Annotated in this window: 21 protein-coding genes; 9 read left to right on the plus strand and 12 right to left on the minus strand. The window is 61.4% G+C overall.

The features are described 5' to 3' along the window. Positions 1–10: 10 nt before the first annotated feature. The 4 genes from J3P79_RS26635 (at position 11) to J3P79_RS26650 (ending at position 6,045) form a co-directional block, all read left to right on the plus strand. On the plus strand, positions 11–445 hold the full coding sequence (locus J3P79_RS26635) for a DcrB-related protein (protein WP_434607014.1): 435 nt from the start codon (positions 11–13) through the stop codon (positions 443–445). Between the two features lie 12 nt (positions 446–457). Further along, entirely contained in the window at positions 458–4,909 is a 4,452-nt protein-coding gene (locus J3P79_RS26640; RefSeq protein ID WP_434607016.1) for an RHS repeat-associated core domain-containing protein, read from the plus strand. A gap of 1 nt (position 4,910) precedes the next feature. Continuing rightward, a complete protein-coding gene (locus J3P79_RS26645) occupies positions 4,911–5,189 on the plus strand; it encodes an antitoxin Xre/MbcA/ParS toxin-binding domain-containing protein (RefSeq protein ID WP_434607018.1) in 279 nt (92 codons plus the stop codon). A 493-nt stretch (positions 5,190–5,682) separates the two neighbouring features. Continuing rightward, entirely contained in the window at positions 5,683–6,045 is a 363-nt protein-coding gene (locus J3P79_RS26650) for a DUF6124 family protein (RefSeq protein WP_434607020.1), read from the plus strand. Between the two features lie 141 nt (positions 6,046–6,186). Here the strand turns inward: J3P79_RS26650 and J3P79_RS26655 are convergent, their stop codons facing one another. The 3 genes from J3P79_RS26655 to J3P79_RS26665 form a co-directional block, all read right to left on the minus strand. Then, positions 6,187–6,462 (minus strand): HU family DNA-binding protein, encoded by a 276-nt coding sequence (locus J3P79_RS26655; RefSeq protein WP_003213368.1) that lies wholly within the window; start codon positions 6,460–6,462, stop codon positions 6,187–6,189. A 191-nt stretch (positions 6,463–6,653) separates the two neighbouring features. Next, positions 6,654–7,802 carry an NAD(P)/FAD-dependent oxidoreductase gene (locus J3P79_RS26660; protein WP_434607022.1) on the minus strand — a complete coding sequence of 383 codons (1,149 nt, stop codon included), beginning with the start codon at positions 7,800–7,802 and terminating at the stop codon, positions 6,654–6,656. Positions 7,803–7,828: 26 nt separating this feature from the next. Beyond that, the gene (locus tag J3P79_RS26665; protein WP_434607025.1) at positions 7,829–7,996 is read right to left on the minus strand and encodes a rubredoxin; all 168 of its coding nucleotides are present in this window, start codon (positions 7,994–7,996) and stop codon (positions 7,829–7,831) included. Between the two features lie 176 nt (positions 7,997–8,172). On the opposite strand from J3P79_RS26665, the gene J3P79_RS26670 reads away from it, so the two are divergent. Next, positions 8,173–8,736 carry a chorismate--pyruvate lyase family protein gene (locus J3P79_RS26670; protein ID WP_434607027.1) on the plus strand — a complete coding sequence of 188 codons (564 nt, stop codon included), beginning with the start codon at positions 8,173–8,175 and terminating at the stop codon, positions 8,734–8,736. Beyond that, a complete protein-coding gene (gene ubiA / locus J3P79_RS26675) occupies positions 8,736–9,626 on the plus strand; it encodes a 4-hydroxybenzoate octaprenyltransferase (protein WP_434607029.1) in 891 nt (296 codons plus the stop codon). The genes J3P79_RS26670 and ubiA overlap by 1 nt, the downstream gene beginning before the upstream one ends. 87 nt (positions 9,627–9,713) lie before the next feature. Here ubiA and J3P79_RS26680 read toward each other — a convergent pair whose 3' ends face one another. Beyond that, positions 9,714–10,097: a COG4315 family predicted lipoprotein gene (locus tag J3P79_RS26680; RefSeq protein WP_434607032.1), complete on the minus strand. Its 384-nt coding sequence runs from the start codon at positions 10,095–10,097 to the stop codon at positions 9,714–9,716. 152 nt (positions 10,098–10,249) lie between these two features. Here J3P79_RS26680 and phoB point away from each other — a divergent pair, with 152 nt between their 5' ends. The 3 genes from phoB to J3P79_RS26695 all read left to right on the plus strand — a co-directional run bounded on the left by phoB (position 10,250) and on the right by J3P79_RS26695 (position 13,771). Further along, positions 10,250–10,939: a phosphate regulon transcriptional regulator PhoB gene (phoB, locus tag J3P79_RS26685; protein WP_003177195.1), complete on the plus strand. Its 690-nt coding sequence runs from the start codon at positions 10,250–10,252 to the stop codon at positions 10,937–10,939. Positions 10,940–11,020: 81 nt separating this feature from the next. Continuing rightward, complete coding sequence (phoR, locus tag J3P79_RS26690) at positions 11,021–12,307, plus strand: phosphate regulon sensor histidine kinase PhoR (RefSeq protein WP_434611622.1); 1,287 nt, start codon at positions 11,021–11,023, stop codon at positions 12,305–12,307. A 123-nt stretch (positions 12,308–12,430) separates the two neighbouring features. After that, a complete protein-coding gene (locus J3P79_RS26695) occupies positions 12,431–13,771 on the plus strand; it encodes a hemolysin family protein (RefSeq protein WP_434607035.1) in 1,341 nt (446 codons plus the stop codon). A 66-nt stretch (positions 13,772–13,837) separates the two neighbouring features. On the opposite strand, the gene J3P79_RS26700 is transcribed toward J3P79_RS26695, so the two are convergent. The 8 genes from J3P79_RS26700 to J3P79_RS26735 all read right to left on the minus strand — a co-directional run bounded on the left by J3P79_RS26700 (position 13,838) and on the right by J3P79_RS26735 (position 24,233). Continuing rightward, positions 13,838–14,734 carry a peptidoglycan DD-metalloendopeptidase family protein gene (locus J3P79_RS26700; RefSeq protein WP_434607037.1) on the minus strand — a complete coding sequence of 299 codons (897 nt, stop codon included), beginning with the start codon at positions 14,732–14,734 and terminating at the stop codon, positions 13,838–13,840. Positions 14,735–14,908: 174 nt separating this feature from the next. Beyond that, positions 14,909–15,961 carry a hypothetical protein gene (locus tag J3P79_RS26705; RefSeq protein ID WP_434607039.1) on the minus strand — a complete coding sequence of 351 codons (1,053 nt, stop codon included), beginning with the start codon at positions 15,959–15,961 and terminating at the stop codon, positions 14,909–14,911. Positions 15,962–16,216: 255 nt separating this feature from the next. Beyond that, on the minus strand, positions 16,217–17,176 hold the full coding sequence (locus J3P79_RS26710; protein WP_434607041.1) for a response regulator: 960 nt from the start codon (positions 17,174–17,176) through the stop codon (positions 16,217–16,219). Positions 17,177–17,342: 166 nt separating this feature from the next. Continuing rightward, positions 17,343–18,104, minus strand: coding sequence for a phosphate signaling complex protein PhoU (gene phoU, locus J3P79_RS26715; protein ID WP_030139132.1), 762 nt, complete (start codon positions 18,102–18,104; stop codon positions 17,343–17,345). Positions 18,105–18,176: 72 nt separating this feature from the next. Continuing rightward, complete coding sequence (gene pstB / locus J3P79_RS26720) at positions 18,177–19,010, minus strand: phosphate ABC transporter ATP-binding protein PstB (protein ID WP_434607043.1); 834 nt, start codon at positions 19,008–19,010, stop codon at positions 18,177–18,179. Between the two features lie 98 nt (positions 19,011–19,108). Further along, positions 19,109–20,779: a phosphate ABC transporter permease PstA gene (gene pstA / locus J3P79_RS26725; RefSeq protein ID WP_434607045.1), complete on the minus strand. Its 1,671-nt coding sequence runs from the start codon at positions 20,777–20,779 to the stop codon at positions 19,109–19,111. Between the two features lie 15 nt (positions 20,780–20,794). After that, positions 20,795–22,828: an ABC transporter permease subunit gene (locus tag J3P79_RS26730; protein WP_434611623.1), complete on the minus strand. Its 2,034-nt coding sequence runs from the start codon at positions 22,826–22,828 to the stop codon at positions 20,795–20,797. 406 nt (positions 22,829–23,234) lie between these two features. After that, positions 23,235–24,233, minus strand: a complete 999-nt coding sequence (locus J3P79_RS26735; protein WP_434607048.1) for a phosphate ABC transporter substrate-binding protein PstS — start codon at positions 24,231–24,233, stop codon at positions 23,235–23,237. Positions 24,234–24,241 lie beyond the last annotated feature (8 nt).

The following is a 24,241-nucleotide window of genomic DNA, read 5'->3' on the forward strand; positions in this document are numbered from 1 at the left end:
ATCCAGCACCATGACTTACCGTCTCAACGAATTCCAGCTCCAACTACCGCCCGCCGAGTTGCTCGACGCATCGATCAACATCCTCAAGTTTCCCGAGCTGGGCACCTCCCTGATCGTCAGCCGCAGCCTGCTCGCCGAAGGCGAAACCCTGCAAAGCAACCTCGACGACCAACTCAAGCGCCTGGAAAAACAGGTCCAGGACCTGCGCTGCCAACCAGGCGCCACCCTGCGCGTGGGCGCCAACCAGGAAGTCGAAGCCATCGAGCTGCGCAGCCAGTTCAACAAGGGCAACGAGAAAGTCTTCCAGTATCAACTGGCACTGGTATTGCCGGGCACGCGCAAGATGCTTGCCCTGAGTTACGTCAAAGCCGAGAAGCTGGGCGATGCCGAAGCGGCGCATTGGGCGACGATCAAGGGCTCGCTGGTATTCGACGTCCCGGCTTGATGAGCACATTGCATGTCTGATGCACTCTGGGCCGCCCGGCTAGGCGACGCGCTGAACCACACCTCGATGATGGCCGATATCCTCGGCGGTGTCCTGGAAGTGGCCGCGAACATTGCGATCACCGCGGTGGCGACGGCTGCCGTGGTGGCGGCCACGGGCATTACCGTTGCCACCGGCGGCTTGGGTTGCTTCCTGCTCGGCGCGGTGGTGGGCGCCGTGGTCGGCCTCGCCATGAGCAAGACCGGGGCTGACAAGGGGTTGAGCAATATATGCGAGGGCATTGGCAATGCGCTTTTCCCGCCCACGGTGCAGGCCAACATCCTCACCGGCTCCACCAACACCCTGACCAACAACATCCCTGCCGCCCGCGCCGCCGGGGCGATTCAATCCCATGTCGCGCCAGCCGGCACCGAGCTTGAGGCACCCGAGCCAGAAGCCGAGCCCAGCTACCTGGACATGGCCGAGAGCTTCTTCTCGCAGATGTGGCGCCCCACTGTCGCCACGCCTGCCCCCGGCGCCGTCCCCAAGCCGCTGGACATGATCGCCTGCATGAAGCATCCACCGATGCCGCCGCAATTCCTGGCCGAAGGCTCGGACAAAGTCACCATCAACGGCCAGCCCGCCGTGCGCAGTGGCGACCGCAGTACGTGCGATGCCACCGTGGTGTCCTCCGGGCTGATTTCGTCCAACGTGACCATTGGCGGTGGCTCGGTGGTGGTGCGCGAGATCCGCAGCGGCAAGACCCCAGGCGTAGGCCTGGCCGTCACCGCCTTGCTGATGCTCAAGGGCGGCAAAGGCAAATTCCTCAGCAACCTGCCGTGCATGCTGGTGGGTGGCGCGGCGTCGATGGCCGTCAGCAGCGCGATGGGCGCTGCGGCCAATGCCGTCATGGGTTCGTCGAATCCGGTCCACGCTGCCACCGGAGCCAAGGTGTTGGGTGATGTCGAGGAGATGGACTTCGTCCTGCCCGGCATCCTGCCGATTGACTGGCAACGCTTCTACAACAGCCGTGACGAACGCCATGACGGGCTGTTTGGAGCGGGCTGGAGCGTGCCCTATGAGGTGCGCGTCGAGATCCTGCCTCATCCCGAGGGCGGTGAAACGCTGGTCTACACCGACGAGCAGGGCCGGCGAATCGACATGGGGTCGATTCCCTTGGGCGGCGCTGTGTTCAGTGCAGGAGAAGGCCTGAGCGTACGGCGGCATGCCAACGGCCAATTGCTGATCGAAAGCGCGGACGGGCTCTACCGGCTGTTCGAACCCGCACCGGGCAATACGACGCTACTGCGCCTGGGTCAACTGGGCGACCGAAACGACAACCGCATCTACTTGGACTACGACGCCGCCGGGCGCCTGGTGCAACTGCGAGATACCTTCGACCTGACCGGCATTGCGCTGGCCTACGACGCTCGCTGGCCGCAGCGGGTCGAACGCATAGACCGGCTTTATGCCGATGAGCGCCGCGAAGCATTGATGCACTACGGCTACGACGCCCAAGGTGATCTCGCCTTGGTCCGTCAGTCCAACGGCCAAGTGAAGCGCCGCTACGCCTACGATGCCGGGCGCAGAATGGTGGAACACCAACTGCCTACCGGACTTCGTTGTTTCTATGAATGGGGCTGGGTTGAAAACCTGGAGTGGCGGGTCGTGCGCCACTGGACGGATGCAGGCGACGCCTACACGTTCGATTATGACCTGGCTGCCGGAACCACGCGCATCACCGACGGCTTGAATCGCGTCAGCACCCGGCGCTGGGATTCACGCCACCAGATCACCGAAGCCACCGACGCGCTGGGCCGCACCTGGGCATTCCATTGGAACGAAGAAAGCCAGTTGCTCGCAGCGGTCGCCCCTAACGGCGGCCAGCATCGGTTCAGCTATGACGAGGCGGGCAACCTCTGTGAAACCCGCGACCCGCTGGGACGCATCGAATCGACCGTGTGGCTCGAGCACTGGGCCCTGCCCCTGGCTGAAACCGATGCGGCAGGCAACACCTGGCAGTATCGCTATGATTCACGCGGCAACCGCATCCGCGAAACCGACCCGCTGGGCCACGTCACACGCTATCGTCACGACGCCCACGGCCAAGTGGTGGAAGTCATCGACGCCGCCGGCAAGCGCAAGACATTGCGCTGGACGCCCCTGGGCCAACTCAGTGAACACACCGATTGCTCCGGCTATACCACTCGCTTCAGTTATTGCGAGCGGGGTTTGTTGCTCAGCAGCACCGATGCGCTGGGAGAACGGACGCTGTTCAGTTATGACGATCAGGGAAGGCTACTGAGCAAACAACTGCCGGACGGACGCATCGAGCAATATCAGCGCGATGCGAGCGGACAAGTGATTGGCTACAGCGACCCGGCCGGGCACACCACCCGTTTCCAACATACCTTGAGCGGGCAACTGCAGGTGCGCACCGACGCCCACGGCCGCCGGGTGGAGCTGAGCTACGACAACTATGGTCGGCTGCTGGCCCTGACCAACGAAAACGGCGAGAGCTATCGGTTTTCCTGGGACGCCGCCGATCGCCTGGCCGTCGAACACAGCCTGGACGGCAGCCTCAAGCGTTATGCGTACGATCCACTGGACAACGTCACCCGTGTGGAAGCCATGGCGGTGCCCGGCAGCACCGACCTGGACCTGTCGCCGCAAGCTCCGATCATCCATGAACTGCAACGCGATGCAGTGGGACGCCTGATCGCGAAGGTCACCGAAGACGGACGCACCGAGTACACGTACGACGCCCTCGACCAAGTCAACGCCATCGCGTTCACCAGCAAGACCGGTGAAGAGCAGAAGGTCGGCTTCGGTTACGACGCCCTGGGGCAATTGATCGTCGAGCAGAGCTGGGCCGGGCGCCTCGAACATCGCTATGACGAATTGGGCAATCTGACCCAGACGTTGCTGCCTGACGGGCGCTGGCTCAACCGCCTGCACTATGGCAGCGGCCACCTGCACCAGATCAACCTCGATGGCCAGGTCATCAGTGATTTTGAGCGCGACCGACTGCATCGCGAAGTGCTGCGCACCCAAGGCCGCCTCAGCACCCGTAGCGAATATGACCGCAGCGGCCGCCTTCGCGCTCGCCAACGTCGGCAGCAGGACCAATCCACCTTGCTGCCAGCGATGGTGCGATCACTGTTTGGCTTTGACGCCAGCGACCAATTGGTCGAACGCTTCGACAGCCAGCCCGATGGCGCCCATCGCCACTTGCTGCACTACGACGCCACGGGCCGCATTCTTGCCAGCCAGGACAACCTCCAGGGCCAGCGCGAAGGCTTCGCCTACGACCCGGCCGCCAACTTGCTTGAGGGCCTGTCGTCCGGCACGGGTCGAGTCGCACATAACCGCTTGCTGACCTACCAGGACAAGCGCTACCGCTATGACGGTTTCGGTCGCATGGTGGAAAAACGCAGTGCCCGGCGGGGCGTCCAACGTTTTCGCTACGACGCCGAACAGCGCCTGGTGGAGGTTCGCAACGATAACGGTTCGGTCGTGAGAATGAATTACGACCCGCTGGGCCGACGTATCGAAAAGGCCGAATACGACCGCCACGGCACCTTGCTCGGCCGAACCCGTTTCACCTGGGATGCGCTGCAACTGTTGCAGGAGCACAGCGACGGCCAGACCAGCCTCTACATCTACGCCGACGACAGCCACGAACCCCTGGCGCGAGTCGACGGCCTGGGCGAGCAACAGAAAGTCCGTTATTACCACAACGACTTCAATGGCCTGCCCGAACAGCTTTGCGAAGCCGACGGCCATACCCTCTGGCGCGCCCGCTACCATGTCTGGGGAAGCACAGCCGAGGAGCTGCGCGAACCGTATTACATCCAAGAGCAGAACCTGCGTTTCCAGGGCCAATACCTGGACCGTGAAACCGGACTGCACTACAACACGCTGCGCTACTACGACCCGGACATCGGACGCTTCACCACACCGGACCCCATCGGCCTGGCCGGTGGGCTGAATCTCTACCAGTACGCGCCGAATCCGGTGAGCTGGATCGACCCCTCAGGGTTGATGAAATGCTCCACGCCGCCCAAGGGGCGCAAGGTCAACCGAACGGTCTATCGCTTTGAAGAGCCTGGGCGAATCAGCACGACTTGGACGGCACACAAGTGGAACGTTGCCGCCCGGCACCGCTATACCGCCCCTGGACTGGGTGGTGTCTATGGCGCCAACTCGCGCAAGACCGCCATGGGTGAGGTGAATCACTGGGGCGTGGATCTGTCCACGCGGGTGCTGGTGAGCAAAAAAGTGCAGCTCAATAACGTCCTGGACCTGACCCGGGCCGATGTGCGCAAGCAACTGGGCGTATCGCTCAAAAGCATCACCGGCAACAAATACACCCAGACCCATCAGATCGGCGCCTGGGCCAAGGCCAACGGCTATGATGGGATCCTGGCGCCGTCGGCCCGAAACCCGACAGGCAGCAACTTGATCTCCTTCGAAGGTTTTTAGCATGGGCTTGGAAGACGAATACGTCGGTGATGCCGATTGGCAACGCTTCGTGCAAGTGTACGAAGAGGACTACCTTAACGATGACGCCCGGGGACTGGCCAAGGCCATGGATGACCACCTGGACATGGCCGTTGTGCTCTGCGGAAAAATGGGACGCGAGAGAGCGCTTCAGTGGCTGGAACGGTCCGTGCCCGCCCTGGGCGACAAACGCCCGGCCGATTGCCTCAAGACCCCGAAACTGATCAGGCGCCTGAGGATGGCGCTGATGAGCATGCCGTAGTCGAACGGCGGAAGAACTCGGGGGCGGCCCTGAGCGGCACGTTTTCCTACAGGAATATTGCATCCATCGATTGCGGTCGCTGCGCGCTGGAGCGTCAGCCTGGCCGGGCGGGAGCAGGCTCCCTCGCCACGGGGTTCTCGGGTGAATCCGAGAGTGTGTTTATTCGCAGTTCCTGAGCCTTCCGCCAAGCCACGCATCCTTGCGCCTTTGCCTACAACTACGCCAGAATCCGCCGGCTTGTGCGCCTTGCCCCCGGGTTCTATCGTTTGCCTGCCACTGCTCATCAGTGGTCGGGGTTAGTAGCTCGGTGTATTTAGCAAGGTGTATGGCTCCTATCAATCAGGCGTTTTCATGCCTGTATTTGATGGCGGTTGTGCGCAGGGCGCCTTCGGGCGCGCCGGCTTGCTAAGTCCCCGGTCTACTAACCTGCGTACAGCTGCCACCCTTCTGTTTAGTAGCTAGAGGGTTACAGCTTCACTTAAGGACTTAGTAAATGTCCAAAATAACGCCAAACCCTCCAGAAGCAGACCCCAACTCTCCTTATCTGGACGGCCTGACCGCCAAGCAACTCGAAGAAGCCGCTACCCGCGCATTGGACTTTTATCTAAAGCCCAAATCAACAAGACCAAAAGAAACCATCAAGCCTGGCCAGCTATTCACCGTCGTGAAAGACCTCGACAACGAATGCCTGCTGGCCAACCTCAGCGAAACCCTGGCCTCAGCCGATGCGATGGTCAATGAACTGGCTTTCGATATGGAAGGCTCCAACCGCCACGTCCTGCTTGGGATCCAGCAATTGATCGAGCTGAGTTCGCTGCTGGCCAATCGCGCGTTGGATAACGTCGACCCCCGCTAACCGTTGCACCGCAAGCCACAGGTGTTGGGTTGGCTCAAGAAATGTTGCAATACCAACAACCACAAAAAAAGGCATGCCGATCACCTTCGGTATGCCTTTTTTGTTGCCGATGCCTTCCCTCGACCGAGGTACTCGCAGCAATTATGGATTAACGCTGTCCTTCAAGGATTTGCCCGGCTTGAATGCAACGGTATTGCTGGCCTTGATTTTCACCGGCTCGCCGGTTTGTGGGTTCTTGCCGGTGCGGGCGCCGCGGTGGCGTTGCAGGAAGGTGCCGAAACCCACCAGGGTAACGCTGTCCTTGCGGTGCAGGGCGCCGGTGATTTCTTCGAGGACGGCGTTGAGGACGCGGTTGGCTTGTTCTTTGGTGAGGTCCGCTTTTTCCGCGATGGCGGCGGCGAGTTCTGGTTTACGCATGAATGAAGCCCCTTTGACGGTTTTTTTGTTGTTATGTCCGTGCTGTTCTCTTCGGAACAACCCCTAAGGCGCCGCAGGCTCTACTCTGCGGCAGACGGGAGTGAGGATGGCACGGGGCCGCAACCGGCGCCAGTGGCCGGCGGGTGTTTGTGGCGTCAAAAGCAGGGTATTTACGACAGAACGACCGCCATTTACGCCAGCAGTGCCGGAAGCTGCTTGTTCAGCGCGAGTTTCTCCATCACCGCCGCGCCGGTCAGGGCATAGCCCAGCAGGTTGCCTTGGGCGTCGCGGCACAGGGCCTTGATGTCGGCGCCCTGCCCTTCGACGCTCCATACGCCTTCGCGGCCCCTAGGCGGCGGCGAAACCACCAACGGGCACACCGGGGTCTTGACGGTAATCGGCATGGCGCCATAGCTGACAGCGGTCGGGTTGCCGGCCAGGGTTTGGGCCAGGGCACGGGCACAGCTCATCAGGGGCATGACGTAGAGCAGGTTCAAGCCATCGACCTCGGCACAATCGCCCAGGGCGTAGATATTGGCGTGGGAAGTCTTCAGGTGACGATCGACCACCACGCCGCGATTGACGAGCAGACCGGCGGCCGCTGCCAGGTCGATCCGCGGGCGCAGGCCGATGGCCGAGACCACCAGGTCGCAGGCGATCACTTGGCCGTCCGACAGGTGCGCCTCCAATCCATCGGCCACCCGTTGCAGGCGATTGAGCACCGGCCCGAGGTGGAAACGCGCGCCGAGGCTTTCCAGCCCGGCCTGTACCGCCGCGGCAGCCGCCGGGTGCAGCAGCGTCGGCATGACTTGCTCGCACGGCGCCACCAGCTCGACTTCGTAGCCGCCGAGGATCAGGTCATTGGCGAATTCGCAGCCGATCAGGCCGGCGCCGAGCAGCAGCACCCGGCGCTTGCCAGCAGCGGCGGCACGAAAGCGCGCATAGTCTTCAAGGTCGTTGATGGGGAAGATCAGGTCCGCCCCGTCGCCCTGCACCGGCACGCGCACGGTTTCAGCGCCCCAGGCCAGGATCAGGTCGCGATAATTCACCGCTTCTTCGCCGATCCACAGGCGCTTGTGGCCCGGGTCGATGCCGCTGATGCGGGTGTGGGTACGCACCTCGGCGTTCAACTGCTCAGCCATCGCGCCGGGTTCGGCCATGCTCAGGCCATCGGCGTCTTTGTTCTTGCCGAAGCCGGTGGAAAGCATCGGCTTGGAGTAAGAGCGGCCATCGTCCGCGGTAATCAGCAGCAACGGGGTTTCGCTGTCGAGCTTGCGAAATTCCCGGGCCAGGTTGTAACCGGCCAGGCCAGTACCGACGATAACGACAGGTGCGCTCATGTTGCTCTCCATGTGGGGGGAAATAATCAGTCGATTGCGATCATTTCAAAATCCATTTTGCCGACGCCGCAGTCCGGGCACAGCCAGTCTTCCGGTACATCTTCCCAACGGGTGCCGGGCGCGATGCCATCGTCCGGCCAGCCATCAGCTTCGTTGTAGATCAGGCCACAGACGATACATTGCCACTTCTTCATTCCAATACTTCCTCAAGATGTCAGGCCTTGGCCGGTATTTTCCGGCTCAGGGCCGTTTTGTACTGATCGGTCGCGACAGATGCAAGCGGCATCGGCGCGACGGCAGGTTGGCTCGGCCAAAATCGCCGACCGGCATGTTAAGCTCGCGACCTCATTTGCTGCCATTCAAGACCCCTGTGCCGCCGACAAATTCGATATTTCCTACACTTCAATGGCTGCCTCAACACCTGCTGTCGCCCCGCCCGGATGCGTGCGTCATGGGCTGGTTATTTGACGAAGGCTCCCTGACCCGGCGCCTGACAGGCCTGTCGGACGATCGCTTCAGCGTGACGCCACTGTTCGAAGGTTGGCAGCCGTTGCGCGCCGACGAGTGTGCTGCACTGGACCTGGCCGAGGGCAGCGAGGGCTGGGTGCGCGAGGTGTACTTGCGCGGCCACGGCGAGCCTTGGGTGTTTGCCCGCAGCGTGGCGGCGCGCAGCGCGTTGCAGGGCGACGGTTTGCAGATGGACGAACTGGGCAGCCGCTCCTTGGGCGAGCTGCTGTTTTGTGACCAGGCGTTCCAGCGTCGGGCGATCGAGGTCTGCCACTACCCGAGCCAATGGCTGCCGCCACAGGTTCGCGCCGACGGGTTGTGGGGCCGTCGTTCGCGTTTCGACCGTGGTGCGTTGAGCGTACTGGTAGCGGAAGTGTTCCTGCCCAGCCTGTGGACGGTCGCCCGCGCCTATTCGGAGAATTGCTGATGTACGTGCAACTGCTCAAATCCTTGAACCGCCTCAATCCGCGGGCCTGGGACTTCGTGCAACTGACGCGCATGGACAAACCCATCGGTATCTACTTGCTGCTATGGCCGACGCTGTGGGCGCTGTGGATTGCCGGCGAGGGCTCGCCGTCCCTGGCCAACATCGTGATCTTCGTGCTCGGCGTGGTGCTGACCCGTGCCGGGGGCTGCGTGATCAACGACTGGGCCGACCGCAAGGTCGACGGCCACGTCAAACGCACCGAGCAACGCCCACTGGTGAGCGGCAAGATCAGCTCAAAAGAGGCGCTGGTGTTCTTCGCCGTGCTGATGGGCGTGAGCTTCCTGCTGGTACTGTGCACCAACGCGCCGACGATCCTGCTGTCCCTCGGCGGCCTGGCGCTGGCGTTCAGTTACCCGTTCATGAAGCGCTACACGTATTACCCGCAAGTGGTGCTGGGGGCGGCGTTTTCCTGGGGCATGCCCATGGCATTCACCGCCCAAACCGGTCATTTGCCGGCGGCTGCCTGGCTGCTGTACATCGCCAACCTGCTGTGGACGGTGGGCTATGACACCTACTACGCGATGACCGACCGGGACGATGACCTGAAGATCGGCGTGAAATCCACGGCGATCCTGTTCGGCGACGCCGACCGGGTGATCATCCTGACGCTACAAGGCCTGGCCTTGGGTTGCCTGCTGTTGGCCGGCGCTCAATTCAAGTTGGGTGGCTGGTTCCACCTGGGGCTGCTGGCCGCCGCCGGGTGTTTCGCCTGGGAGTTCTGGTACACCCGCGACAGGGACCGGATGCGCTGCTTCAAGGCGTTCCTGCACAACCATTGGGCCGGGTTGGCGATTTTCGTGGGGATTGTGCTGGATTACGGGTTGCGTTGAATTCTGCGGCCAAGCGCAGGGTTTGGGATGAAGAAGAACCCTGTGGCGAGGGAGCTTGCTCCCTCGCCACAAAAGCAGTTCGGCTGGTCAGTCGGGCTTGGCTATTTTCCAGACGCCACCCTTGCCGTCGCCCGTCTTGTCGCCGGCCTGCTTGTCGCCGACGAAGGTGTACAGCGGATCGCCGTCATAGGCCCACTGCGAGGTACTGTCGTCACGGGTGATGACGGTCCATTCCCCTGACGGAGTGGCGGTGCTTTCGGCCTTGAGCGGTGGCCAATTCTCGGCGCATTTGTCGTTGCACATCGACTTGCCGTCATCGTCCTTGTCGTACGTGTACAAGGTCATGCCCTTATGATCGACCAGCACGCCGTCCTGGACCTTCGCCGGTTCGCTCGCCGCAAATGCGATCCCAGGCAACGCCAACGCAGCCACAAGCCCCAGCGCCTTGATGGATTGGGTGAAGTGATTCATGGAAACCTTCCTTTGCAGTTGTCAGGATTCGGACTGAAAAGCGTAGTCCAGGATCCCCTTTGCTGCCGCGCACAGAAATTTCTGTCACACGACTGCAATAATTCCGTTATCTAATGCGGCGCAAGACAGTTAAATGACAAGAGGATTACCCCATGGTTGGCAGGAGCATTCTGATCGTCGACGACGAGGCGCCCATTCGCGAGATGATCGCCGTTGCGTTGGAGATGGCCGGCTATGACTGCATGGAAGCAGAAAATTCTCAACAGGCCCACGCCATCATCGTCGACCGCAAGCCTGACCTGATCCTGCTGGACTGGATGCTGCCGGGCACGTCCGGCATCGAGTTGGCGCGGCGCCTCAAGCGTGATGAGCTGACCGGTGACATCCCGATCATCATGCTCACCGCCAAGGGCGAAGAGGACAACAAGATCCAGGGCCTGGAAGTCGGCGCCGACGACTACATCACCAAGCCGTTTTCCCCTCGGGAACTGGTGGCGCGCCTGAAGGCCGTGCTGCGTCGTGCCGGCCCGACCGACGGCGAAGCGCCCATCGAAGTCGGCGGCCTGCTGCTCGACCCGATCAGCCACCGCGTCACCATCGACGGCAAGCCCGCCGAGATGGGCCCGACCGAATACCGCCTGCTGCAATTCTTCATGACCCACCAAGAGCGCGCCTACACACGCGGGCAACTGCTGGACCAGGTCTGGGGCGGCAACGTATATGTCGAGGAGCGCACCGTGGATGTGCACATCCGGCGCCTGCGCAAGGCCCTCGGCGATGCCTACGAGAATCTGGTACAAACCGTACGCGGCACCGGTTATCGTTTCTCGACAAAGGCCTGATACGAGCCCTTACCGCCCGACAAGCTGACAAGGACGCGCGTTCACGTGAATCAAAACTGGCATGGCACCCTCATCCGCCATATGTTGTTGCTGGTTACCGGATGCCTGTTGATCGGCCTGATCACCGGGTATTACGGCTGGAGCCTGGCCGTGGGGCTGGCGCTTTACCTGGCCTGGACTCTCAAGCAATTGCTGCGCCTGCATGAGTGGCTGCGCCTGCACCAACCCGACGAAGCGCCGCCCGACGGCTACGGCCTGTGGGGCGAGGTGTTCGACAGCATCTATCACTTGCAACGGCGCGACCAGCGCGTTCGGGGCCGGCTGCAAGCGGTGATCGACCGCGTCCAGGAATCCACGGCCGCGCTGAAAGACGCAGTGATCATGCTCGACAGCGAAGGCAACCTGGAATGGTGGAACCGCGCCGCCGAAACCCTGCTGGGCCTCAAGACGCCCCAGGACAGCGGCCAACCGGTGACCAACCTGGTGCGCCATCCGCGCTTCAAGGAATATTTCGAGCAGGACAATTACGCCGAACCCCTGGAAATTCCCTCGCCGACCAACGATCGGCTGCGCATCCAGCTCTACATCACCCGCTACGGCAACAACGAGCATTTGATGCTGGTGCGCGACGTGACGCGCATTCACCAGTTGGAACAAATGCGCAAAGACTTCGTCGCCAACGTTTCCCATGAGCTGCGTACGCCGCTGACGGTGATCTGCGGTTACCTGGAAACCCTGCTCGACAACGTCGAGGAGGTGAACCCGCGCTGGAGCCGGGCCCTGCAGCAGATGCAGCAGCAAGGCGGGCGCATGCAGACCTTGCTCAACGATCTGCTGCTGCTGGCGAAACTGGAAGCCACCGATTACCCGTCGGACAACCAGCCCGTGCCGATCGACGAGCTCCTGCAGGTAATCGTCGAAGACGCACAGGAACTGTCCGGCCCCAAGCAACAGGCCATTACGCTCGAAGCCGACCCGGCCATCCAGCTCAAGGGCAGCGAGGCGGAACTGCGCAGCGCGTTTTCCAACCTGGTGTTCAACGCGGTCAAGTACACGCCGGAACAGGGAAGAATTCACGTCCGCTGGTGGGGCGATGAGCAAGGCGCGCACCTGAGCGTGCGCGATTCGGGCATCGGTATCGACAGCAAGCACCTGCCGCGCCTGACCGAACGCTTCTACCGGGTCGACTCCAGCCGCAACTCAAACACTGGCGGCACCGGGCTCGGATTGGCCATCGTCAAACACGTCTTGCTGCGCCACCGCGCACGCATGGAAATCAGCAGCGTGCCCGGCCACGGCAGCACGTTCACCTGCCATTTCGCCCCGGCACAGGTGGTTCGCACGCGCCTTTCAAATCACGACGAGTGATGCCGACCAGCCCTTCCCACTAGGCAATCGCCAAGTCAGCCGCTACATTGGCTGACTTGCGCCTGCTTTTTCAGACGCTGATTTCCTTCCCATACGAACATACGGAACCTGCAAAACTCCATCATGGACCCTTCCCCTGGCTTGTCCCTCGTCTCACTCTTCGCCGAATTCGGCATGATTCTTTTTGCTCTGGTCCTGGTCCTGCTCAACGGTTTTTTCGTTGCGGCCGAATTCGCGATGGTCAAGCTACGCTCGACCCGGGTCGAGGCCATCGCTGAGCAGCACGGCTGGCGCGGGCATATCCTGCGCACCGTCCACAGCCAGCTCGACGCGTACCTGTCGGCTTGCCAGCTGGGCATCACCCTCGCCTCCCTGGGCCTGGGCTGGGTCGGTGAACCGGCGTTCGCCCATATCCTCGAGCCATTCCTGGGCGCGATCGGTGTCGAATCGCCGGAAGTGATCAAGGGCGTGTCGTTCTTCACCGCGTTCTTCATCATTTCCTACCTGCACATCGTGGTCGGTGAGCTGGCGCCCAAATCCTGGGCGATCCGCAAACCCGAACTGCTGTCGCTTTGGACGGCTGCGCCGCTCTACCTGTTCTACTGGGCCATGTACCCGGCGATCTACCTGCTCAACGCCAGCGCCAACGCTATCCTGCGCATTGCCGGCCAAGGCGAGCCCGGCCCGCATCACGAGCACCACTACAGCCGCGAAGAACTGAAACTGATCCTGCACTCCAGCCGTGGCCAGGATCCGAGCGACCAAGGCATGCGCGTGCTGGCCTCCGCCGTGGAAATGGGCGAGCTGGAAGTGGTGGACTGGGCCAATTCCCGGGAAGACCTGGTGACGCTGGAATTCAACGCGCCGCTCAAGGAAATCCTGGCGATGTTCCGTCGCCACAAGTTCAGCCGTTACCCGGTGTACGACAGCGAGCGCCAGGAGTTCGTCGGCCTGCTGCATATCAAGGACCTGCTGTTGGAACTGGCGGCGCTGGATCACATTCCCGAGTCGTTCAACCTGGCCGAACTGACCCGGCCGCTGGAGCGCGTGTCGCGGCACATGCCGCTGTCGCAATTGCTGGAGCAATTCCGCAAGGGTGGCTCGCACTTCGCCGTGGTCGAAGAGGCCGACGGCAACATCATCGGCTACCTGACCATGGAAGACGTGCTGGAAGTGTTGGTAGGCGACATCCAGGACGAACACCGCAAGGCCGAGCGCGGCATCCTGGCCTACCAGCCGGGCAAGCTGTTGGTACGCGGCGACACGCCGCTGTTCAAGGTTGAGCGCCTGCTGGGGATCGACCTGGACCACATCGAGGCCGAGACCTTGGCCGGACTGGTCTATGAAACCCTGAAACGGGTGCCGGAAGAGGAAGAAGTGCTGGAAGTCGAAGGCCTGCGCATCATTATCAAAAAGATGAAAGGGCCGAAGATCATCCTGGCGAAGGTGTTGATGCTCGATTGACCGGCCCGGCGGGCCCTTTGTGGCAAGGGAGCTTGCTCCCTCACCACGAAAGGACTCCCCGCACAGCTACTGCTTGCCCACCGCAAAGTTGGGCAAGTCCCCCACAGGCTGGCTGAACTGGTAGGGAATCGACACCAGCCCCAGCCCGGTGTTGCGCTGCACCACGAAGTGCAAGTGCGGGCCGGAGCTGTTGCCGGTATTGCCCGACAGCGCCAGCGGCGCGCCGACCGACACCCGCTGCCCTTCCCGTACGCTCACCGAGCCCTTTTGCAGATGCAGGTAGACGCCCATGGTCCCGTCATCGTGCAGCACGCGCACGAAGTTGCCGGAAGGGTCGGTGCCGCGCCCGGTCTGTGCGTTTTCGGTCTTGACCACCACGCCGCCCCGCGCCGCGATGATCGGGGTGCCCTCGGGCATGGCGATGTCCATGGCGTAGCGGTTCTTCGGGCCGTAGTGGCTGTATTGGCCGTTGGCACCCTGGCTCAGCCGAAACGGCCCGCCACGCCACGGCAGTGGGTAGCGATACGCCTGCGCCGTGCCTGCGGGGTCGCCCAGGGAGTATTCGAACCTTGGGGTATACGCCAAGGGCCTGCCGGGGCGCGTGGCCGTCAGCAGCGCCAGGCGAAGGTTGCTGCGTGCCGGCAGCACCCGCCGTATCGGTCGGCTCGGCGCGCCGCTGACATTGCGCAGCCCGGCGAAACTCAATTCAATCTCCACAGGCGCATACAGGTCGTTGCGCACGTACACCGCGTCCGCGCCCTTCTGCTTCCGGATGTCGAGAAACACCTGCCGCTCGAGGCGCTCGACCATGCGATCGCGGAACACGAACACCTGGGCGCCTTTGCTGGGGCGGTCACTATAGGAAACCACGCCATTGGCATCGGTGGATTTGTAGATGGTCATGGCCATGGCCGGGGTGGCGGCCAGGACGAGACCACAGGCGAACAGCAACGGCACGAGCATGGGCAAGAATTCTGTCGAAATGAAGGCCTGCAAAGCAGCCTAGCAGCTGGGATGGACCAGCGTAGTCGACGGATGTTTCAAAATTGGATCAGCCAAAGGGTGTTGATTCTGACGGCCCCATCGCGAGCAAGCTCGCTCCCACGATCCGAAGCGAGCCGTTGCAAGGGCATTTAATTAGTTCGGATCAGGGGGTAAGTCCATGTAAAGGTCAGGGGAACCCAGTGCTTCATCATCCCCACGCTCAATCAAACTCCAAGCCTTGGCGCTGGACCCTAACGACGAAAACGGTACCGGCACGCCAAAAGTTATTTGACCCGCAGCGATATCGGACGCCGTCACCCGATGCCTTAGTACAAATTCAGCGCCTCGTGAGTAACCGACAAAAATAAGTATCGCAGTATCCCACTCGATCATTCCTTGGGTTTCTAGCCGCATAGGAATACTGCCGTCTTCGTCGATTAGCTGGAGGCGGGCCGGCCTACGGTACTCGTCCCATTCAGTATGGACGGCCCGAGGCGTAGCTAGATCACCAGCGACCTGAAGCTCAAGGAAGGGCGATGTCCAAGTGCCCGATGTCGATAGCACTGTATAGATGATCTTAATGTAACCATATTTGTTCGGCATCAGATAAGCAGGCTCGACGGGCATAACCAACTCTTCAACCGGATCGGCGAGATTCAGGTGCTTGACGAAACAGGCATCCGGGTTCGAACCCCACCAATAGATGGAAACGAGTGCACCTGGTGTCATCGACGACCCCGCCCTGATTCTTAGGTTTACGCCTTGCGATAGCACTGCCAGGGGGATAACGCCATCAACGGCTTCATCCACGCCTGGCTTGTACGTCACACCCTCAACCGAAAAATGGGTTGTCGGAGAAGTTGGCTCTTCGAATTCCAAATAAAAATATTTAAGGCGCGCCCCCTGCCCCTCAAAAGCCAGCGCCCTGTCGGACGGCACCTTCACGACGACGTCCTGATTCTCCTCCTGGATGTAACCACCGATGCCAAAAGAGGCATCGTCACCGCTCAGCGTTACGAGATACTGACCACCTGTCCGCATCCCTTCAACAAACGGAAAACGAATGGTCAGCCCTTTTTCTAAATCGGCATATGCAATCTTCCCATCCACGGCTTCATCGATCATAGCCGGGAGTAAAGGGCCCTGGTTCTGGCGGAATGCGTCGGCAATCCGGTCTCTTTCTTCCAGAGTGATGAACTTAGTCATTGCGAGCTCCTGCCTGCCATGCGTTCACGAAAGTGACCGCTCATGACAATCTAGGAAGCAAGGTCGGAAAATTGACCTGTAGGAAATAACAGTTCAGACGAGCGGGTGGGCCGCCGGCGAATATTTAGAAGGGATGACCCCATCGCGAGCAGGCGCGCTTCCCACACTGGATCTGCTGTGGACACAAATTTTGTGAACAACTGAGATCACTGTGGGAGCCTGCTCGCGATAGCGGACTCAAAGGCGCCGCCGGGATCAGGCGCCCGGGACGAAGTGCTTCTGCGCAGTGCCGCGGGCGATCAGGCGGGAGATGTAGTCGAGTTTCTGAGGGTCTTTGTCGACGAAGCGGAAGGTCAGTTGCAGCCATTCGCTGTCCGGCGTCTGCTCGTGGGCGACGATGGCGTGCAGGTAGCCGTTCAGACGAGCGGTCTCGGCATTGTCGCCCTGCTCCATGTCCAGCACCGAGCTTTCCAGCACTTGTGGCAGGGTGTCGGTGCGCTTGACCACCAACAGCGCTTCCTTGAGGCTCAGGGCCTTGATCACGCATTGCTGGGTGCCGCTGGACAGACGCAACTGGCCTTGCCCACGATTGCTGGTCGGCGCGGACGCGGCAGGTGCCTTGACGGGCGGGCTGTTGAGCAGACCACGGGCCGGGGCGGCAGCCGCAGCGGGCGCAGGCGCAGCGGCCGGGGCGGCTGGCTTGGCAAACGGATTCGCTGCGGGCGCTGAAGCGACAGCCGGAGCAGCCTTGCCACCGGTCAGGGCGCTGAGCGAATCGTTGCCAAACGCCGAGTTCATCTTGGTCGGGGCGCTATTCATCAATGTGTCGAGCTTGCCGACCTTGTTCAGGGCCTGCTTGACCTTGGTCAGCAGTTGCTCGTTGGTGAAGGGCTTGCTGACGTAGCCGGACACGCCGGCCTGGATGGCCTGGACCACGTTCTCCTTGTCGCCACGGCTGGTGACCATGACGAAAGGCATGCCCTTGAGGTTGTCCTGCTGGCGGCACCAGGTCAACAGTTCCAGGCCGGACATCTCCGGCATTTCCCAGTCGCACAGCACCAGGTCGAACGCTTCACGGGCCAGCAGGGCCTGGGCTTTCTTGCCGTTCACCGCGTCTTCGATGCGGATGCCTGGGAAGTAGTTGCGCAGGCACTTCTTCACCAAGTCACGAATGAACGAAGCATCGTCCACGACCAACACACTGACCTTACTCATCCAGATACACCTCTAAAAAATCCCGGCAAGCATACCGCTTTACTGATGGCACATTGCCAAAAACCTTCAGTCACGCCGGGACTTTTCGTTCACGGGGTGCTGCTTTCGATTAAAAAAACCGCAAAAAAAAGCCCGACCAGAAGGCCGGGCGCTTTTCTTGGCAATCTTACTTATCGTCAGTTTCACCGGGAACATTAGCGGTTTCGGACGGGGTGCCCTCCACTTCTTCCTTCATCCGCTTGAGGCCCATGTGCCGCACATCGGTGCCGCGCACCAAGTAGATCACCAGTTCGGAGATGTTGCGCGCATGATCGCCGATACGCTCCAGGGAACGCAGCACCCAGATGATGCTCAACACCCGCGAGATGGAGCGCGGGTCTTCCATCATGTAGGTCGCCAGTTCACGCAGGGCGGTCTTGTACTCGCGGTCGATGATCTTGTCGTACTGGGCCACCGACAGCGCCAGGTCGGCGTCGAAACGGGCGAAGGCGTCCAGCGCGTCGCGGACCATGTTGCGCACCTGGTCGCCAATGTGGCGCACCTCGACGTAACCGCGCGGGGCTTCGCCTTCTTCGCACAACTGGATTGCACGACGGGCGATCTTGGTGGCTTCGTCGCCGATCCGCTCAAGGTCGATCACCGACTTGGAAATGCTGATGATCAGGCGCAGGTCGGAAGCGGCCGGTTGGCGACGGGCCAGGATACGCAGGCACTCTTCGTCGATGTTACGTTCCATCTGGTTGATCTGGTCATCGATTTCGCGCACCTGCTGGGCCAGGCCGGAATCGGCCTCGATCAGCGCGGTCACCGCGTCGTTGACCTGCTTTTCCACCAGCCCGCCCATCGCCAGCAGGTGGCTGCGCACCTCTTCCAGCTCGGCGTTGAACTGCGCGGAAATGTGGTGGGTAAGGCCTTCTTTACTAATCATCTTTGGCGTCCTTGGAGCGTCCGGTAAGGTGCGGCGGACCGCAGCGTTAAGTCAATGAGCAACAACGGCTTCCTAGCCGTAACGACCGGTGATGTAGTCCTCGGTCTGCTTCATGGCCGGATTGGTAAACAAGGTGTCGGTGTCTCCGAACTCCACCAGCTTGCCCATGTACATGAACGCGGTGTAGTCGGACACCCGTGCCGCCTGCTGCATGTTGTGGGTCACGATGACGATGGTGAACTTGGACTTGAGCTCGTAGATCAGCTCTTCGACCTTCAGCGTCGAGATCGGGTCGAGTGCCGAGCAAGGTTCGTCGAGCAGCAGGACTTCCGGCTCCACGGCAATGGTGCGGGCGATGACCAAACGTTGCTGCTGGCCGCCGGACAGGCCCAGCGCCGAGTCGTGCAGACGGTCCTTGACCTCGTCCCACAGCGCCGCGCCCTTGAGCGCCCATTCCACGGCTTCATCGAGGATGCGCTTTTTGTTGATGCCCTGGATGCGCAGGCCGTAGACGACGTTTTCGTAGATGGTCTTCGGGAACGGGTTGGGCTTCTGGAACACCATGCCCACGCGACGACGCAGCTCGGCCACGTCTTCGCCCTTGCGGTAGATGTTATTGCCGTAGAGGTTGATCTCGCCTTCGACGCGGCAACCGTCCACCAGGTCATTCATGCGGTTGAAGGTACGCAGCAAGGTCGACTTGCCGCAGCCCGACGGGCCGATGAACGCGGTCACGCGTTGTTTCGGGATGTTCAGGCTGACGTCGTACAGCGCCTGCTTCTGACCGTAGAACAGGTTCAGGCCGGGCACTTCGATGGCGACGGTTTCCTGAGCCAGGTTCAAGCTCTGCTTGTCGCGGCCCAGGGCCGACATGTTGATGCCGTGTGTGTGTGTTTCGTGTTGCATGGGAGGCTCCCTGTGCTAACAAATTCGGTTCGGTTGGCCAACTGAGCGGCCATGCCAATCTGTATATAGGTGGGAGCAAGCTCGCTCCCACATGAAAATCAGCTATCCAGCGCTTTGTATTTCTCGCGCAGGTGGTTACGGATCCACACTGCCGACAGGTTCAAGATCGCGATCACCAGCACCAACAGCAGCGCCGTGGCGTAGACCAACGGTCGGGCGGCCTCGACGTTGGGGCTCTGGAAGCCGACGTCATAGATATGGAAGCCCAGGTGCATGATCTTCTGGTCCAAGTGCAGGTACGGGTAGTTGCCATCCAGCGGCAGCGACGGGGCCAGTTTCACCACGCCCACCAACATCAACGGCGCCACTTCGCCAGCGGCACGGGCCACCGCGAGAATCATGCCGGTCATCATTGCCGGGCTCGCCATCGGCAGCACGATTTTCCACAAGGTCTCGGCCTTGGTCGCGCCAAGAGCCAGGGAACCCTCGCGAACGGTCCGCGGGATTCGCGCCAAACCTTCTTCGGTGGCGACGATCACCACCGGCACCGCCAACAGCGCCAGGGTCAGGGACGCCCAGAGCAGGCCCGGGGTGCCGAAGGTTGGCGCCGGCAAGGCTTCGGGGAAGAACAGCCGGTCAACCGAGCCACCCAGCACGTAGACAAAGAAGCCCAGGCCGAACACACCGTAGACGATGGCCGGGACACCGGCGAGGTTGTTCACCGCGATACGGATCAAGCGGGTCATGGGCCCTTGGCGGGCATATTCACGCAGGTAGACCGCCGCCAGCACGCCGAACGGCGTCACGATCATCGCCATGATCAGGGTCATCATCACGGTGCCGAAAATCGCCGGGAAAATCCCGCCTTCGGTGTTGGCTTCACGCGGGTCGTCGCTGAGGAATTCCCAGACCTTGCTGAAATAGAAACCCATCTTGGTAAACGTGCCCATGCCGTTTGGCTGGTAGGCGTGCACCACTTTGCCGATTTCGATTTCCACTTCTTTGCCGTTGGCATCGCGGGCCGTCAGGCTGTCGCGGTTGAACTGCGCGTGCAAATCGGAGAGGCGCGCTTCGATGTCCTTGTAGCGGGCGTTGAGTTCGGCGCGTTCGCTTTCCAGGTCGGCTTGGGCAGCAGCGTCGAGCTTGCCGTCCAGCTCCAGCTTGCGGCCATGCAGGCGGATGCGTTCGAGGCCGGCGTTGATCGCACCGATGTCGGATTTTTCCAGAGTCTTGAGCTCGTCGGCCAGTTGGTTGACTCGCTCGATACGCGCCTGCAACTGCGGCCAGGCGGCTTCGCCCTCGGCGATGACCTTGCCTTGTTCCTTGACGTTGACCAGGTAACCGTAGAAGTTGCCCCACTCGCGACGCTCAAGCGCCATCAGCTCTGGTGGGGTGGTCTGGTTGGTCAGCCAATCGCCAACGATCCAGGTGAAATCGGTGCCGTTGAGGTCACGGTTGCCGACCTTGATCAGCTCGCGGGTCATGAACTCCGGGCCTTCGTCCGGCACCGGCAGACCGGCGCTTTTCAGGCGCTCGCGAGGGACTTCTTCTTTCTGTACGACTTCGCCTACCACCAGGTGCGCAGGCATGCCCGGTACGTTGTAGCTGGCGTGGATCAAGTCAGCCGGCCAGAAGTGGCCGAGGCCGCGCACGGCGATCACTGCCAGCAGGCCAATGGTCATGATGACCGCGATGGACACCGCGCCACCGCTGATCCAGACGCCTGGGGCGCCGCTCTTGAACCATCCTTTCAGGGAGTTCTGTTTCACAGACTTCTACCTTTCTTAAAGCGACGAATATTTCTTGCGCAGACGCTGACGGATCAGCTCGGCGAGGGTGTTCATGACGAAGGTGAACAACAGCAGCACCAGTGCCGACAGGAACAGCACGCGGTAATGGCTGCCACCGACTTCCGACTCTGGCATTTCCACCGCCACGTTGGCCGCCAGGGTGCGCAGGCCTTCGAACAGGTTCATTTCCATGACCGGGGTGTTGCCGGTGGCCATCAGCACGATCATGGTCTCGCCCACCGCACGGCCCATGCCGATCATCAGTGCAGAGAAAATGCCCGGGCTGGCAGTGAGGATCACCACGCGAGTCATGGTCTGCCACGGCGTGGCGCCGAGGGCCAGGGAGCCCAGGGTCAGGCCGCGCGGCACGCTGAACACGGCGTCTTCGGCGATGGAGTAGATGTTCGGGATGACCGCGAAGCCCATCGCCAAGCCAACCACCAGGGCGTTGCGCTGGTCGTAGGTGATGCCCAGGTCATGGGAGATCCACATGCGCATGTCGCCACCGAAGAACCAGGCTTCCAGGTACGGGCTCATGTACAGCGAGAGCCAGCCCACGAACAGGATGACCGGAATCAACAGGGCGCTTTCCCAGCCATCCGGTACCCGCAGGCGAATGGATTCCGGCAGGCGGCTGAAGACGAAACCGGCGACCAGGATGCCGATCGGCAGCAACATCAGCAGGCTGAAGATACCCGGCAGGTGCCCTTCGACGTACGGCGCCAGGAACAGGCCAGCGAAGAAACCGAGGATCACCGTCGGCATCGCTTCCATCAGCTCGATCACTGGCTTGACCTTGCGGCGCATCCCAGGGGCCATGAAGTAGGCGGTGTAGATCGCGGCGGCGATGGCCAGCGGCGCGGCCAGCAACATCGCGTAGAACGCGGCTTTCAAGGTACCGAAGGTCAGCGGCGAAAGGCTCATCTTGGGTTCGAAGTCGGTGTTGGCGGCGGTCGATTGCCAGACGTACTGGGGTTCGTCGTAGTTTTCGTACCAGACCTTGCTCCACAACGCGCTCCACGACACTTCCGGGTGCGGGTTGTCCAGCGTCAACGGTTGCAGCTTGCCGCCCTGTTCAACGATCAGGCGGTTGGCCCGTGGCGACATGCCGAACAGACCCTGGCCGTCGACCACCTGGTCCACCAGCAGGGTGCGGTGGGCGGTGCTGTGGAACACACCGAGCTTGCCGGCGGCGTCGAGGGCCACGAAACCCTTGCGACGCTCTTCGGCGCTGATTTCAACGATGGGCGCGCTGCCCATCTGGAAGGTACGAATCTGTTTGAAGCGCAGCTCGCCGTCCGGGTCGCGGGCCATGAACCACTGGGCCAGACCGCCCTTGGAATCACCGATGATCAGCGAGATCCCGCCCACCAATTGAGCGGCGGCGGTGACTTGGGCGTCGGCGTTCTCCAGCAGTTTGTAGCGACCGTTGAGGCTCTTGTCGCGCAGGCTGAACACGTCGGCCTGGGCACGACCGTTGACCACGTACAACCACTGCTGGCGCGGGTCGACGAAGATGTTCTTCACTGGCTCGGTCATCTGCGGCAGGTCGATACGCGTCTGCTCGCTGGTGATCTCACCGGTCATCATGTTTTCTTCGCTGGTCAGCGACAGCACATACAGCTGCGCCCCACTGGAGCCAGCGAGCAGCAGGGTCGAATCGGTCGCATTGAGGCTGACGTGCTCCAAGGGCGCGCCCTGCTCGCTCAATGCAATTGGCGCCTCGCCGTAAGGGTATTCGATGGCGGGCGAAATGGTTTTCTTGCCGTCGGGATAGCTGACTTTATAGGTGTGGCGGAACACCAAGGCCTGGCCGTTGCTCAGGCCGATCGCCACCAGTGGACTGCCGGGCTGGTCTTCACCGATGGAAACCACACTGGCGCCGGCCGGAATCGGCAAGTCGACGCGACGCAGCTCGGCGCCGCTGTCGAGCTCATAGAACAATGCCTGGCCCTTGTCGGAAATACGCATGGCCACCTGGTTCTGTTCTTCGATGGCGATCATCAGCGGTTTGCCGGCGTCTTGCATCCAGGCCGGGGTGATCGAGTCCTTGGCGGTCAGGTCCGCACCCTGGAACAGGGGCACCACGACATAGGCCAGGAAAAAGAAAATCAGGGTAATGGCCGCCAGTACGGCGAGGCCGCCGACCAGCACGTACCAACGGGTCAGGCGATCCTTGAGCGCGCGGATGCGGCGCTTGCGTTGCAGCTCAGGCGTATTGAAGTCAATGCGCTTGGGGGGGGAAGTCGTAGTCATTGTGGAGTTGGCCAGATCATTCATGCGCACACCCTAGCGATCCTGTATGACAGAAAGATGACAGTGAAGTGACGCAACAAATCCGCCGCCAGCTAGAAGCGGCAGCGGATGGGAAAATTGGGCGGTGGCAGTGGTGTCCACTCCCACCGCAGCCCGGGCGTCGGCCCGGACTCAGGTATTACTTCTTGGCGACGCTGCCGCCTTCCGACAGACCCAGGTCAGCCAGTGCCTTGGCGGCAACTTTGGCTGGCAGTGGGATGTAGCCGTCCTTGACTACGACTTCCTGGCCTTGTTTGGACAGGATCAGCTTCACGAACTCGGCTTCCAGCGGGGCCAGAGGCTTGTTTGGCGCCTTGTTGACGTACACGTAGAGGAAGCGCGACAGCGGATACTTGCCGTTCAGGGCGTTTTCTTCGGTGTCTTCGATGAACTCGCCGCCTTCCTTCTTGGCCAAGGCAACGGTTTTCACGCTGGCGGTCTTGTAGCCGATACCCGAGTAGCCGACGCCATTAAGCGAGCTGCTGATCGACTGCACAACCGAAGCCGAACCTGGCTGTTCGTTGACGTTTGGCTTGTAGTCGCCTTTGCACAGGGCTTCTTCCTTGAAGTAGCCGTAGGTGCCGGACACCGAGTTACGGCCGAACAGTTGCACTGGCTTGTTGGCCAGGTCGCCGGTCACGCCCAGGTCACCCCAGGTCTTGACGTCGGCCTTGGCGCCGCACAGACGAGTCGAGGAGAAAATCGCATCGACCTGAGCCATGGTCAGGCCTTTGATTGGATTGTCCTTGTGTACGAACACAGCCAGGGCGTCCACGGCAACCGGGATAGCGGTTGGCTTGTAGCCGTATTTCTGTTCGAAAGCCTGCAGCTCGTTGTCCTTCATCTTGCGGCTCATCGGGCCCAGGTTGGAGGTGCCTTCGGTGAGTGCGGGTGGCGCGGTGGAGGAACCAGCGGCCTGAATCTGGATGTTTACGTTCGGGTATTCTTTCTTGTAGTTCTCGGCCCACAAGGTCATCAGGTTGGCCAGGGTATCGGAGCCGACACTGGAGAGGTTGCCCGATACACCAGTGGTCTTGGTGTAGCTCGGGATCGCAGGGTCAACAGCGGCAACCGCGTTGGCAGTCGCAACGCCAGCAGCGACAAACGTCATTGCCGCCATCAAACGCTTCAGTTTCATGCCTTACT

This window comes from Pseudomonas sp. R1-7, assembly GCF_051132105.1.
Taxonomy (GTDB): domain Bacteria; phylum Pseudomonadota; class Gammaproteobacteria; order Pseudomonadales; family Pseudomonadaceae; genus Aquipseudomonas.

Bases quoted from the DNA above. Each gene is read 5' to 3' on its own strand.
- J3P79_RS26635 (WP_434607014.1), top strand. From the start codon at position 11: ATGACTTACCGTCTCAACGAATTCCAGCTCCAACTACCGCCCGCCGAG.
- J3P79_RS26640 (WP_434607016.1), top strand. From the start codon at position 458: ATGTCTGATGCACTCTGGGCCGCCCGGCTAGGCGACGCGCTGAACCAC.
- J3P79_RS26645 (WP_434607018.1), top strand. From the start codon at position 4,911: ATGGGCTTGGAAGACGAATACGTCGGTGATGCCGATTGGCAACGCTTC.
- J3P79_RS26650 (WP_434607020.1), top strand. From the start codon at position 5,683: ATGTCCAAAATAACGCCAAACCCTCCAGAAGCAGACCCCAACTCTCCT.
- J3P79_RS26655 (WP_003213368.1), bottom strand. From the start codon at position 6,462: ATGCGTAAACCAGAACTCGCCGCCGCCATCGCGGAAAAAGCGGACCTC.
- J3P79_RS26660 (WP_434607022.1), bottom strand. From the start codon at position 7,802: ATGAGCGCACCTGTCGTTATCGTCGGTACTGGCCTGGCCGGTTACAAC.
- J3P79_RS26665 (WP_434607025.1), bottom strand. From the start codon at position 7,996: ATGAAGAAGTGGCAATGTATCGTCTGTGGCCTGATCTACAACGAAGCT.
- ubiA (WP_434607029.1), top strand. From the start codon at position 8,736: ATGTACGTGCAACTGCTCAAATCCTTGAACCGCCTCAATCCGCGGGCC.
- J3P79_RS26680 (WP_434607032.1), bottom strand. From the start codon at position 10,097: ATGAATCACTTCACCCAATCCATCAAGGCGCTGGGGCTTGTGGCTGCG.
- phoB (WP_003177195.1), top strand. From the start codon at position 10,250: ATGGTTGGCAGGAGCATTCTGATCGTCGACGACGAGGCGCCCATTCGC.
- phoR (WP_434611622.1), top strand. From the start codon at position 11,021: ATGTTGTTGCTGGTTACCGGATGCCTGTTGATCGGCCTGATCACCGGG.
- J3P79_RS26695 (WP_434607035.1), top strand. From the start codon at position 12,431: ATGGACCCTTCCCCTGGCTTGTCCCTCGTCTCACTCTTCGCCGAATTC.
- J3P79_RS26700 (WP_434607037.1), bottom strand. From the start codon at position 14,734: ATGCTCGTGCCGTTGCTGTTCGCCTGTGGTCTCGTCCTGGCCGCCACC.
- J3P79_RS26705 (WP_434607039.1), bottom strand. From the start codon at position 15,961: ATGACTAAGTTCATCACTCTGGAAGAAAGAGACCGGATTGCCGACGCA.
- J3P79_RS26710 (WP_434607041.1), bottom strand. From the start codon at position 17,176: ATGAGTAAGGTCAGTGTGTTGGTCGTGGACGATGCTTCGTTCATTCGT.
- phoU (WP_030139132.1), bottom strand. From the start codon at position 18,104: ATGATTAGTAAAGAAGGCCTTACCCACCACATTTCCGCGCAGTTCAAC.
- pstB (WP_434607043.1), bottom strand. From the start codon at position 19,010: ATGCAACACGAAACACACACACACGGCATCAACATGTCGGCCCTGGGC.
- J3P79_RS26730 (WP_434611623.1), bottom strand. From the start codon at position 22,828: ATGCAAGACGCCGGCAAACCGCTGATGATCGCCATCGAAGAACAGAAC.
- J3P79_RS26735 (WP_434607048.1), bottom strand. From the start codon at position 24,233: ATGAAACTGAAGCGTTTGATGGCGGCAATGACGTTTGTCGCTGCTGGC.